The sequence below is a fragment of the Blautia intestinalis genome (assembly GCF_014297355.1).
Lineage (GTDB): Bacteria > Bacillota > Clostridia > Lachnospirales > Lachnospiraceae > Blautia_A > Blautia_A intestinalis.
Genome location: NZ_JACOQE010000004.1, coordinates 163,409 through 175,412 on the forward strand (window position 1 = coordinate 163,409; position 12,004 = coordinate 175,412).

Here is a 12,004-nt window from a genome sequence, read left to right on the forward strand (position 1 = left end):
AACTTGCTTCTTTCTCATGTTTGGGCGGGTTCCAAATCCATGCATTTCTGCGTGCAAGCACGCTCAATGCATGAGCTTTTGAACCCTGGTATTAATTCATATCATTATATGTCTTGCCATATCGGAGTTGACTGCTACACGGGCATCTTTGATGTTAACAATCACGTTTCCGCCGATTGCAGACACTATACTCACTTCTGCATCATTTACAAACCCGAGGTTTGCAAGAAAACGTCTTGTCTCGTCATTTCCGCCAACTTTCTGGATTTTACATTTCTCACCGATTCCTGCCATAGTTAAAGGCATCATATGTATCAGCTCACTTTCTGTTTGAATTCAGATTCTCAGATTCTGCTGTCAGGACCTTGTTGAGAATTTTTTTCTTTATTGAAAAAAGTTCACAGTTAAACTCTGTTTACTTTTCTTACATTGGTTAGTATATGCTAACGTTTGTAAGCTGTCAAGTACTTTTTTTCGTTTTACAAAACTATTATTCGTTGTATTTAACTTAGATTTGTTCTGCACAACTTATATTCGCATCATATAACCGGTATTTATCAAAAAGAGCCTATATATCACAGTAACTTTTACGTTACCGTAAGCGAAGCGAACAGTGACATTTTTGTTGTCTCTGCAGCCAAAATATGTTATCATAAAAGTAATACAAATTTGAGGAATAATCTTGAATTTTTATGCAACTAAATGAGGAATCATTTTCAATTAGATCAAAAGAAATTGGGGTGTAAGGAATGCAAACAAACGAATCTGCCGAAAATTATCTGGAAACTATTTTAATCTTAAGCAAATCACATCCGGTTGTACGTTCCGTAGATGTTGCCTCTGAACTTGGCTTCAAGAAATCCAGTGTCAGTGTTGCAATGAAAAAGCTTCGCGAAACAGATCAGATCACCGTATCTCCTGAAGGATATCTTTATCTTACAGAGACAGGGCGCGCAACTGCCGAAAAAATCTACGAACGTCATCTTTTCCTTTCTGAATGGCTGGAAAAGCTTGGTGTCAATCCGGTCGTTGCAGCTAACGATGCCTGCAAGATCGAGCATGTGATCAGTTCTGAGAGCTTCGCAGCGATTAAGAAACACATTGATCTGAACAATATGAAATAATTTGAGCCCGGCGATTACGCCAGGCTCTTTTCTAATTTTTCGACCATTTCGTCGATATTTTCTTTTGTGATCACAAGCGGTGGTACAAGACGCAGTACATCGCTTCCTGCGGAAATTACCAGAAGTCCGTTCTCAAGTGCTTTTGTAACGATACTTCCGACTGTTGTTCCGGTGATGACCAGTCCCTGCATGAAACCTTTTCCACGACGGGCTGCTACGACCAGATACTTATCCACAAGTTTATCCAGTTTTTCTTCCAGATACGGAGTCAGTTCCTGCACATGTGCAAGGATATCGTCTTTTTCATAAATATCAAACACTTTGCTGACAGCTGCGCATACGAACGGGTTTCCACCATAAGTTGTGCCGTGATCTCCCGGTATAAGAGATGCTGATGCTGCTTTTTCTCCGAGGACAAATGCACCGACCGGCACACCGCAGCCCAGAGCTTTTGCACACGTCATCACATCCGGTTTCACGCCGTATGACTGCCACGCAAAATAATATCCGGTACGTCCCATCCCACACTGGATCTCATCAAAAATCAAAATGATGTCTTTTTCATCACACAGTGCACGGAGCCCTTCAAGAAATTCTTTCTCCGCCGGATAAATTCCGCCTTCACCCTGTACAACTTCTGTAATGATCGCACATGTTTTGTCTGTAATCTGCGCTTTGACGCTGTCCAGATCATTAAAATCTGCGAATTTCACGCCACCGATCAGTGGCTCAAACGGCTCTCTGTAATGCTCAGTTCCTGTAACAGAAAGTGCTCCCATGCTTCTTCCATGGAAGGAATGATTCATCGCAATGATCTCGTATTTTTCTGCTTCTTTGCCGTATTTTGTATAAGCATATTTACGTGCCGCTTTCAGCGCACCTTCAATTGCTTCGGTACCACTGTTTGTAAAGAAGGTTTTGGACAGTCCGCTTGCTTTGACCAGTTTTTCTCCGGCTTCACTCATCGGCTCATTATAATAAAGATTGGAAATATGTGTCAGTTTGTCGATCTGGGCTTTCAGAGCCTCATCATAGCCAGGATAATGATATCCCAGTGAGTTTACTGCAATTCCGGCAGCAAAGTCGAGATATTTTTTGCCCTCTGTATCATAAAGATAACATCCCTCGCCATGGTCAAACATGACCGGGAAACGATTATATGTATGCAGAATGTTTTCTTCTGCATGATTCATCTGTTCATTCATACTCATTGTAATATTTCTCCCCGTCTTCTCTCAAAATAGCTGTTCCGATACCTTTGTTTGTGAATATCTCCAGAAGGAGGCTGTGCGGAATACGTCCATCCAGAATATGCACTCTGTTTACACCCTCTTCGATCGCATCTATGCAGTTCTGAAGTTTCGGGATCATTCCACCACCTACATAACCTTCGCTGATCAGTTTTTCCGCTTCATGTACATGCAACTCAGAGATCAGTGTATCCGGATCATCTTTGTCCTTGTATACACCTTCAATATCAGAAAGGAAAACCAGCTTTTCTGCATGGACAGCTTCTGCGATCGCGCATGCCGCATCGTCCGCATTAATATTGTAAGAATCAAAGTTTGTATCAAATCCAACAGGAAAAACAATCGGAAGGAAATCTCTCTCAAGAAGATCCTGAAGTACCTTCGGATTTACTTTTTCGATATCGCCTACGTAGCCGATATCTTCGCCTTTGGAAAGTTTCTTATGGCACTGAAGAAGGCCGCCGTCTTTTCCGCTGATGCCGACTGCCTGTACACCGAGAGATTCTACCAGTGTGACAAGTTCTTTGTTTACTTTTGCAAGAACCATCTCAGCAATCTCCATTGTGTCCTTATCTGTCACACGCAGCCCATTGACAAAACGTGGTTCCATGCCGACTTTATTGACCCAGCGGCTGATTTCCTTACCGCCGCCATGAACGATGATCGGTTTGAATCCGATAAGTTTCAGAAGAACTACATCTTTGATAACGTTTGCTTTCAGTTCTTCATCAAGCATTGCGCTTCCGCCGTATTTTACTACTACAATCTTACGATTGAAACGCTGTATATAAGGAAGCGCTTCAATCAAAGTTTCTGCTTTATCCAGATATTTCTGATTTACCATTTTTCATATCTCCTCGTTTTTACTTAAGACCGGTAGTCTGCGTTAATTTTTATATAATCATAGGTCAGGTCACAGCCCCATGCAGTTGCTGTGCAGTCACCCATCTTTACATCGGCGATTGCTGTCACTGCATCTTCGGAAAGGATCTTTGTTGCCTCTTCTTCGCTGTAGTTAACTGCCACACCATTTTCGATGATCTGAATCTTTCCTGCTTTGCTTTCAAAATAAAGATTCACTTTTTCCGGATCAAACTGTGCACCGGAATATCCCATTGCACAAAGGATTCTTCCCCAGTTTGCATCGTGTCCGTAAATTGCTGCTTTAGTCAGCGAAGACGTAACAATGGATTTACTTAAAGTTACTGCCTGTTCTTTGCTCTCGGCACCAATGATCTTGACCTCAAACAGCGCCGTTGCACCCTCACCGTCACCGGCAATTTTCTTTGCAAGTGTAGTATTGATATAATTCAATGCCTCACAGAACTTCTGATAATCTTCGTTTTTCTCATTAATCTCCGGGTTTTCTGCCATACCGTTTGCAAGCAGAAGTACGGTATCATTTGTGGAAGTATCACCGTCAACAGATACCATATTATAGGTATCTTTTACATCTTCGCTCAGTGCTTCCTGCAGAAGTTTTTTGGAAATGCATGCATCTGTGGTGACAAAGCCAAGCATGGTGCACATATTCGGATGAATCATTCCGGAACCTTTACACATACCACCGATCGTAACGGTCTTACCACCAACCTCAATCTCTACAGCCACTTCTTTTTCTTTTGTATCAGTTGTCATGATTGCCTTCGCCGCATCATTTCCTGCTTCCAGTGTTCCCTGAAGCTTCGGGGCCATTGCTTTGACACCGGCAGAAAGCTTTTCGATTGGAAGCTGCATACCGATAACACCGGTAGATGCAACAAGAACGCTGTTTTCATCTACATTTAAAGTTTCTGCTGCCGCTTTCGCAGTCGCACGGCAGTAACCAAACCCTTCTTCGCCGGTACATGCATTAGCAATACCGCTGTTACAGATGATCACCTGCGCACTCGGATGATTGTACACGATATCCTGATCCCATTTTACAGGTGCTGCTTTTACGATATTTGTCGTAAAAGTTCCTGCTGCCACACATGGTTTTTCACTGTAAACCATCGCCATATCTGTTCTTCCCTGATATTTGATTCCGGCTGCTGTAGATGCTGCCCGGAAACCTTTTGCTGCGGTAACTCCGCCGGTAATGATCTTCATAATAAGACGCTCCTCTCTGCGTTATAAAATATTTTCATATATAATGCTGTTTCTTTACGGCAGCATCGGGATCTGGTGAAGTCCCTCTGCCTCGTCAAATCCGAACATCAGATTCATATTCTGCACTGCCTGTCCGGCTGCACCTTTTACAAGGTTGTCCATTGCCCCCATCATGATGACACGTTTGGTTCTCGGGTCGATCTTGAAGTTTACATCAACATAATTGCTGCCCTCTACACATTTTGTCTGTGGGCATACATCTTTGTCCAGAACACGAACAAATGTCTCATTTTCATAGTATTTGTCATAAGCCGCCTTTATCTCTTCATAAGAAACTTCTTTTTTGAGAGAAGCATATGCTGTGATCAGAATACCTCTGTTCATCGGAATCAGATGTGGTGTGAAGTTGATCAGTACTTCCTGTCCGCATGCATAACCGAGCTGGTCTTCAATCTCCGGTGTATGACGATGTGTTGCTACGCCGTATGCTTTGATGTTTTCGTTTACTTCGCAGTAAAGGTTTGCTACTTTTGCGCCCCTGCCGGCACCTGAAGTTCCTGATTTTGCATCGATAATGATCGTATTCGGGTCAATCAGCCCTTCTTTCAGAAGCGGGTAGACAGATAATGTCGAACAGGTCGGATAACATCCCGGGTTCGCAATGAGTCTTGCTTTTTTGATATCCTCACGGTTGATCTCGCAGAGTCCGTAAACCGCCTCATCAATAAACTGCGGTGCTTTGTGCTCGATGCCATACCATTTTTCATATTTCTTTACATCTTTAATACGGAAATCCGCGCTCAGATCAATGACCTTTGCTTTGGAAAGGATTTCTTCATTTACAAGTGATGCACAAAGCCCCTGTGGTGTAGCAGTAAAAATCACATCGACTTCGTCAGCAAGCGCTGCCATATTGTCATCCATGCATTTTGCATCAATCAGTTTAAAAAAGTTCTGATAAACATCTGCATATTTCTGATCAATGTAACTTCTTGATCCGTACCATGCCACTTCTACTTCTTTATGTCCAAGGAGCAGTCTTGCCAGCTCATTTCCAGCGTATCCTGTTGCTCCGATAATTCCTGCTTTGATCATTTTTTCTCTCTCCTCCTGAATCACAAATTAGCAGTTACTTCCCGGTAACCACATAAACTATGATGATTATACTGTATCCTGCAAAATACTTCACGGGATATTCTCTGCGCAAATTATACATCTAATTTGCATAATATGCAATACATATTTTTCACTTGTTTTACATTTATTTTTCTCATTTTTCATGTGTTTTTATTAGTTATTTCCTATTTAATGGCGTATTTTTATGCAAAATTTTTTTGAATTTTTTCATAGATTGCTATTGCATATTTATTAAAAATGTTGTATATTACCTTTTGTCGAGAAACGACATCGTTACATGATTCACTGCTTTATCACAAAATCACGCTAAAGCGTATGAATCTTTTAACTTTTATAATAACAAACATTCGCGCATCTGCCAATAGGCAGAGAATTATTTTCAGGAGGAATATATTATGAAAGAAAAAGTTGTACTTGCATATTCAGGTGGTCTTGATACCACAGCACTGATCCCGTGGCTGAAAGAAACTTTTGATTATGAAGTTATCTGCTGCTGTGTAAACTGCGGACAGGGTAACGAACTGGATGGTCTGGACGAAAGAGCAAAACTTTCCGGAGCTTCCAAATTATACATCGAAGACATTGTTGATGATTTCTGCGACAACTATGTAATGCCTTGCGTACAGGCAGGCGCTGTATATGAGCATAAATATCTGCTCGGAACTTCTATGGCACGTCCTGCAATCGCCAAGAAACTTGTTGAGATCGCACGTAAGGAAAATGCCGTTGCAATCTGCCACGGTGCTACCGGTAAAGGTAACGACCAGATCCGTTTTGAGCTCGGAATCAAAGCACTTGCTCCGGACATCAAGATCATTGCTCCATGGAGAATGACAGATGTATGGACCATGCAGTCCCGTGAAGATGAAATCGCATTCTGTCAGGCTCACGGAATCAACCTTCCGTTCGACGCAAGCCACAGCTACAGCCGTGACCGTAACTTATGGCACATCAGCCATGAAGGTCTGGAACTCGAAGATCCTTCTCAGGCTCCAAACTATGATGACATGCTTGTATTAAGTGTTACTCCTGAAAAAGCACCGGATAAAGAAACCGAGATCACAATGACTTTCGAAGCAGGTGTGCCAAAAACACTGAATGGCAAGGCAATGAAAGTTTCTGAGATCATCACAGAGCTGAACCGTCTCGGCGGTGAAAACGGCATCGGTATCATTGACATTGTAGAAAACCGTGTTGTTGGCATGAAATCCCGTGGTGTATACGAAACTCCTGGCGGAACGATCCTGATGGCAGCTCACGAACAGCTCGAAGAGCTGTGCCTTGACCGTGATACCATGGAAGCCAAAAAGAAACTCGGCAGCCAGTTTGCTCAGGTCGTATACGAAGGAAAATGGTTCACACCACTTTGCGATGCAATCAAAGCATTCGTAAAATCCACTCAGGAATATGTTACCGGTGAAGTAAAACTCAAACTTTACAAAGGAAACATCATTAAGGCAGGAACCACTTCTCCATACAGCCTGTACAATGAATCTCTTGCATCCTTCACTACCGGTGATATGTATGACCACCACGATGCAGACGGATTCATCACACTGTTTGGTCTTCCGCTGAAAGTTCGTGCCATGAAATTACTCGAAGTAGAAAAAAATAAAAACAACAAATAATCATTGATCTTACAAACCGGCAGGCGGTCTATCGTCTGTCGGTTTTTTATATCTGCTCCGAAATTCTGCTTTTAACTTTTTGTATAAAATTTTGTGTACATTTTTGTGCAATATTATCCTATATATTCTTGAAATTGCATTTGACAGAAAACGCCCTCTATTTTATAATAATTTTATAAACAACATCACGAAACTTATATAGGTCCATAATTGGTTGGACGTTTCTACCAACTACCGTAATAGTTGTCTATAAGTTCTTTGCGGAACTTGTCGGGCATAAATATTCGGTATTTTTTTTGCGCGGAAAGCTCTGTTTATCAAAAAGGAGGTAGATTATATGACACAGAATCCAACCACTTTTGCACTGAAAGGCGCCGTCTGTTTCAGCACAGATTCCCGGCATCTGACCTGTCTTGAAGACGCTTATCTTGTCTGTCAGGATGGCAGAAGTGTCGGTGTTTTCCCGAAGCTTCCGGAGTATTTTTCCGGTATTCCGGTACACGATGTCAGTCCATGTCTGATCATCCCCGGAATGACTGATCTTCATCTGCATGCCCCGCAGTATGCATTCCACGGCATGTATATGGATCTGGAGCTGCTTGACTGGCTGAACACCGTCACATTCCCGGAAGAATCCAGATATTCGGATCCGGACTACGCTGCAAAAGCCTATACTATTTTTGCCGATGACATAAAAAAGAGCGCCACTACCCGTGCTTCTGTCTTTGGCACTTTACATGTAGAGGCAACTGAGCTTCTGATGGACCTTATGGAGAAAACCGGTCTCAGGACTTTCATCGGCAAAGTAAATATGGACCGCAACGGCTCTGCCGCTCTTCAGGAAAAAAGTGCTGTTGTTTCTGTTCGGGATACTGTCCGCTGGTTAACTGATACTGCAGGAAAATATGAGAATGTCAAACCGATTCTCACCCCACGTTTCACTCCTTCCTGCACAGATGAACTTATGACCGGTCTGGCGGAAATCCAGAGAACTTATTGTCTTCCGGTACAGTCTCATCTTTCCGAAAACCGAAGCGAGATCGCATGGGTAAAAGAATTATGTCCGGGTACTTCATTTTATGGGGAAGCCTATGACCAGTTTGGTCTTTTTGGCGGCGAAAACTGTCCGACCATCATGGCACACTGTGTCTACAGTTCTGACGCAGAAATCTCCCTTATGAAAAAGCGCGGCATATTTATTGCCCACTGTCCACAGTCCAACACCAATCTTTCCTCCGGGATCGCACCGGCACGGCGTTATCTCGATGAAGGACTTCACATCGGACTCGGCACTGATATCGCAGGCGGTCATTCGCTCTCCATGCTCCGCGCAGTCGCAGATGCCATTCAGGTATCAAAACTCCGCTGGAGGCTTGTGGATGACACTCTCAAACCGCTTTCTCTCGAAGAAGCCTTTTATATGGCCACGATGGGCGGCGGTGCATTTTTCGGAAAAGTCGGCTCATTCCTGGAAGGCTACGAGTTTGATGCACTGATTCTGGATGACAGCAGTCTCCGCCATCCTCAGCAGCTCTCTGCACGAGAACGGCTGGAGCGGCTTGTCTATCTTTCAGATGATCATTGCATCACCGGAAAGTATGTTTCCGGAAACAAAATCTTTTAGTGCACGATCTGCACAATACGAAGGGGGTACTTTTATGAATCTTGACAAAATCTTTCACCTGAAGGAAAACCACACCGACGTCAAAACAGAAGTGATGGCAGGAATCACAACCTTTATGACAATGGCCTACATTCTGGCTGTCAATCCGAACATCCTGTCCGCTTCCGGCATGGACCGCGGTGCCGTCTTTACTGCAACCGCACTGTCCGCATTTATCGCAACCTGCCTGATGGCTCTTTTATCCAACTATCCGTTCGTTCTTGCTCCCGGCATGGGCCTGAACGCATACTTCACCTACACAGTAGTCCTCGGTATGGGATATACATGGCAGCAGGCGCTTGCTGCAGTATTTGCAGAAGGTATCATTTTTATTTTACTTTCTCTTACAAATGTGCGTGAAGCAATCTTCAACTCCATCCCGATGAACCTGAAACATGCAGTATCCGTAGGTATTGGTCTCTTTATCGCATTTATCGGACTGCAGAATGCAAAGATCGTTGTCGGAAATGATTCTACACTTGTCAGCATCTTTTCTTTCAAATCTTCCGTTGCAGAAGGAACATTTTCTTCTCAGGGAATCACAGTACTGCTTGCACTGATCGGTGTCCTTGTTACTGCGATTCTCCTTGCAAAAAATGTCAAAGGCGGTATCCTCTGGGGAATCCTGATCACATGGATCCTTGGTATCATCTGTCAGCTGACACACCTTTATGTGCCAAATGCAGATCTTGGTTATTACAGCCTGCTTCCGGATTTTTCAAACGGAATCTCTGTGCCAAGTATGATGCCAACCTTTATGAAGATGGATTTCTCGATCGTATTTTCTCTGGATTTCGTTGTTATCATGTTTGCATTCCTGTTTGTTGACATGTTCGATACACTCGGAACCCTGATCGGTGTTGCATCCAAAGCCGACATGCTCGATAAAGACGGTAAGCTTCCGAAGATCAAAGGCGCGCTCCTCTCTGACGCTGTCGGAACAACTGTAGGCGCTGTATGCGGTACTTCTACCGTTACCACCTTTGTAGAAAGTGCCTCCGGGGTTGCAGAAGGCGGACGTACCGGTCTTACTTCTCTGGTAGCCGGTGTACTGTTTGCGCTTTCTCTTCTGCTTTCCCCGATCTTTCTGGCAATTCCTTCCTTTGCCACTGCACCGGCTCTGATCGTAGTTGGTTATCTGATGCTGACATCTGTTACAAAGATCGATTTCAACGACATGACCGAAGCAATCCCTTGTTTCATCGCAATCATCGCCATGCCGTTTATGTACAGTATTTCCGAAGGTATCTCCATGGGAGTTATCTCCTACGTTGTCATTAACGTGATCACAGGAAAGGCAAAAGAAAAGAAGATCAGTCTCCTGATGTACATTCTTGCCGTATTATTTATACTGAAATACATCTTCATCTGATTTTTATTATTTATGATTTTATAATTATTCATGCGGGTCCTGCTCATACAGGGCCTGCATTTTTTATTTTCACTCTTTAACATTGTATAGCTATGCTATATAATACATGGATACAGACTTGAGAGAAACTATGAGGAGAACTGCTATTATGAAAAAAGAGAATTCAATCCCGGTCAGAAATTCGCTTCTGCTTCTTTTGACCGCTACCATATGGGGTGTCGCCTTTGTCGCCCAGAGTGTCAGCATGGACTACATTGGCGGATTTACATTTAATGCCGTGCGAAATCTTATCGGTGCACTGACCCTGCTTCCGGTCATTAAAGTACTTGACAAAACACATTCCGAAGCAGAAAAAAAGAGGGAATCTTCCGCATCCGGACGCAAAACGCTGCTTATCGGAGGCATCTGCTGTGGTATCATGCTCTGTCTTGCAAGTAATTTTCAGCAGTTTGGTATTAAATACACAACAGTTGGAAAAGCCGGTTTTATTACTGCATGCTACATCATCATTGTTCCGATCATCGGTATTTTCCTGAAAAAGAAATGCAGTCCCTTTATCTGGATTGCAGTCCTGCTTTCTCTGTACGGACTTTATCTCCTGTGTCTGACGCCTGGAGAGGGGCTTGCAGTCGGCAAAGGTGAACTTCTTCTGATCATCTGTGCAGTTCTTTTTTCCGGTCATATTTTGGTTATTGATCATTTTTCTCCGCTCGTTGATGGAGTAAAAATGTCCTGCATCCAGTTTCTGGTCTGCGGCATCCTGTCCGGTGTCCCGGCATTGCTTTTTGAGCATCCGAATCTTTCCGGAATCCTCGCTGCATGGCTTCCGATTCTTTATGCCGGAGTTATGTCAAGCGGTGTGGCTTATACCCTGCAGATCGTCGGCCAGAAAAACATGAACCCGACAGTCGCTTCCCTGATTCTCAGCCTGGAATCCTGTATTTCCGTGCTTGCCGGATGGATAATCCTCGGACAGCACTTAAGCAGCCGTGAAATCTTTGGCTGTGTTCTGATGTTTGGTGCGATCATTCTTGCACAGCTGCCGCAAAAAGAATCTGCAGTTTTATAAATACCAGACATTTTTCCATAAACAAAGCGGACAAGTCCGCTTCAAACTCCCTGAATCCCTCAATCTTTGAGGGACTTGCTACGCTTTGCGCGCCAGATGCAGTCTGCTTAAGCAGACATATTCCTCATGCATCTGGTCGCATCCTCGCGGAGCGTTTTTTTGTAATAGGAACATTACGGAGTAATTTCCTATTACAAAAAAGGTCATCACTTTCAGAATTGTTACATTTTCAATTCTGATCATGATGACCTTTTATATTCTACTTAAATTTCACCTTTCGCTCTCAAATGCTCTTTGATCTTCTCAAAACTTTCATCACTGACATCATGCTCCATCTTGCATGCATCACATCTCGCAGTATCTGCTGATACCCCTAATCCCTCAAGCATCTTTGTCAGAACAGTATGTCTCTCATAAATCCTGTTGGCAATCTCTGCACCTTTTTCCATCAGTGTCACTGTACCATAACGGTCCATTGCAATATATCCATCTTCCCTGAGAAGTTTCATCGCATGGCTGACACTTGGCTTGGATACCCCGAGCATTGTGGCTATATCAACGGAACGAACCCCGCCGCCTTTTCTTGACAATATAAGGATCGCCTCAAGGTAATCCTCTGCCGATTCTCTGATTTGCATAAAAATACCTCCCATATGGCTTTATAATACCA

Annotated in this window: 12 protein-coding genes and 1 riboswitch; of the genes, 5 read left to right on the top strand and 7 right to left on the bottom strand. The window is 43.4% G+C overall.

Features of this window, described 5'->3' with window-relative positions; all coding sequences use genetic code 11:
- Positions 1–96: 96 nt before the first annotated feature.
- Positions 97–306: a FeoA family protein gene (locus H8Z79_RS08890; RefSeq protein WP_072523453.1), complete on the bottom strand. Its 210-nt coding sequence runs from the start codon at positions 304–306 to the stop codon at positions 97–99.
- 443 nt (positions 307–749) lie between these two features.
- On the opposite strand from H8Z79_RS08890, the gene H8Z79_RS08895 reads away from it, so the two are divergent.
- Entirely contained in the window at positions 750–1,124 is a 375-nt protein-coding gene (locus H8Z79_RS08895) for a metal-dependent transcriptional regulator (protein ID WP_015543278.1), read from the top strand.
- A 14-nt stretch (positions 1,125–1,138) separates the two neighbouring features.
- On the opposite strand, the gene H8Z79_RS08900 is transcribed toward H8Z79_RS08895, so the two are convergent.
- From H8Z79_RS08900 to argC, 4 genes are read right to left on the bottom strand one after another with little or no spacing between them, the layout of a single operon-like run.
- Positions 1,139–2,329: an aspartate aminotransferase family protein gene (locus H8Z79_RS08900; protein ID WP_334291041.1), complete on the bottom strand. Its 1,191-nt coding sequence runs from the start codon at positions 2,327–2,329 to the stop codon at positions 1,139–1,141.
- Positions 2,322–3,218, bottom strand: a complete 897-nt coding sequence (gene argB, locus H8Z79_RS08905) for an acetylglutamate kinase (protein WP_015543276.1) — start codon at positions 3,216–3,218, stop codon at positions 2,322–2,324. Before argB ends, H8Z79_RS08900 begins: the two co-directional genes overlap by 8 nt.
- 23 nt (positions 3,219–3,241) lie before the next feature.
- On the bottom strand, positions 3,242–4,465 hold the full coding sequence (gene argJ / locus H8Z79_RS08910; RefSeq protein WP_118039084.1) for a bifunctional glutamate N-acetyltransferase/amino-acid acetyltransferase ArgJ: 1,224 nt from the start codon (positions 4,463–4,465) through the stop codon (positions 3,242–3,244).
- Positions 4,466–4,519: 54 nt separating this feature from the next.
- Positions 4,520–5,560, bottom strand: a complete 1,041-nt coding sequence (argC, locus tag H8Z79_RS08915) for an N-acetyl-gamma-glutamyl-phosphate reductase (protein WP_015543274.1) — start codon at positions 5,558–5,560, stop codon at positions 4,520–4,522.
- A gap of 437 nt (positions 5,561–5,997) precedes the next feature.
- On the opposite strand from argC, the gene H8Z79_RS08920 reads away from it, so the two are divergent.
- From H8Z79_RS08920 to H8Z79_RS08935, 4 genes are all read left to right on the top strand, one after another.
- Entirely contained in the window at positions 5,998–7,230 is a 1,233-nt protein-coding gene (locus H8Z79_RS08920) for an argininosuccinate synthase (protein WP_072522947.1), read from the top strand.
- 174 nt (positions 7,231–7,404) lie between these two features.
- Positions 7,405–7,500, top strand: a riboswitch (purine riboswitch).
- A gap of 67 nt (positions 7,501–7,567) precedes the next feature.
- Positions 7,568–8,854: an amidohydrolase family protein gene (locus tag H8Z79_RS08925; protein WP_118039083.1), complete on the top strand. Its 1,287-nt coding sequence runs from the start codon at positions 7,568–7,570 to the stop codon at positions 8,852–8,854.
- Between the two features lie 34 nt (positions 8,855–8,888).
- Positions 8,889–10,265, top strand: coding sequence for an NCS2 family permease (locus H8Z79_RS08930; protein ID WP_118039082.1), 1,377 nt, complete (start codon positions 8,889–8,891; stop codon positions 10,263–10,265).
- Positions 10,266–10,431: 166 nt separating this feature from the next.
- Complete coding sequence (locus H8Z79_RS08935) at positions 10,432–11,334, top strand: DMT family transporter (protein WP_118039226.1); 903 nt, start codon at positions 10,432–10,434, stop codon at positions 11,332–11,334.
- A gap of 78 nt (positions 11,335–11,412) precedes the next feature.
- Here H8Z79_RS08935 and H8Z79_RS08940 read toward each other — a convergent pair whose 3' ends face one another.
- Positions 11,413–11,577, bottom strand: coding sequence for a hypothetical protein (locus H8Z79_RS08940; RefSeq protein WP_182279205.1), 165 nt, complete (start codon positions 11,575–11,577; stop codon positions 11,413–11,415).
- Between the two features lie 20 nt (positions 11,578–11,597).
- Complete coding sequence (locus H8Z79_RS08945; protein WP_015543269.1) at positions 11,598–11,972, bottom strand: metal-dependent transcriptional regulator; 375 nt, start codon at positions 11,970–11,972, stop codon at positions 11,598–11,600.
- Positions 11,973–12,004 lie beyond the last annotated feature (32 nt).

What these genes read in the sequence shown, in the direction of transcription:
- H8Z79_RS08890 (WP_072523453.1), bottom strand. Translation starts at nt 306, where the DNA reads ATGCCTTTAACTATGGCAGGAATCGGTGAGAAATGTAAAATCCAGAAA.
- H8Z79_RS08895 (WP_015543278.1), top strand. Translation starts at nt 750, where the DNA reads ATGCAAACAAACGAATCTGCCGAAAATTATCTGGAAACTATTTTAATC.
- H8Z79_RS08900 (WP_334291041.1), bottom strand. Translation starts at nt 2,329, where the DNA reads ATGAATGAACAGATGAATCATGCAGAAGAAAACATTCTGCATACATAT.
- argB (WP_015543276.1), bottom strand. Translation starts at nt 3,218, where the DNA reads ATGGTAAATCAGAAATATCTGGATAAAGCAGAAACTTTGATTGAAGCG.
- argJ (WP_118039084.1), bottom strand. Translation starts at nt 4,465, where the DNA reads ATGAAGATCATTACCGGCGGAGTTACCGCAGCAAAAGGTTTCCGGGCA.
- argC (WP_015543274.1), bottom strand. Translation starts at nt 5,560, where the DNA reads ATGATCAAAGCAGGAATTATCGGAGCAACAGGATACGCTGGAAATGAG.
- H8Z79_RS08920 (WP_072522947.1), top strand. Translation starts at nt 5,998, where the DNA reads ATGAAAGAAAAAGTTGTACTTGCATATTCAGGTGGTCTTGATACCACA.
- H8Z79_RS08925 (WP_118039083.1), top strand. Translation starts at nt 7,568, where the DNA reads ATGACACAGAATCCAACCACTTTTGCACTGAAAGGCGCCGTCTGTTTC.
- H8Z79_RS08930 (WP_118039082.1), top strand. Translation starts at nt 8,889, where the DNA reads ATGAATCTTGACAAAATCTTTCACCTGAAGGAAAACCACACCGACGTC.
- H8Z79_RS08940 (WP_182279205.1), bottom strand. Translation starts at nt 11,577, where the DNA reads ATGATCAGAATTGAAAATGTAACAATTCTGAAAGTGATGACCTTTTTT.
- H8Z79_RS08945 (WP_015543269.1), bottom strand. Translation starts at nt 11,972, where the DNA reads ATGCAAATCAGAGAATCGGCAGAGGATTACCTTGAGGCGATCCTTATA.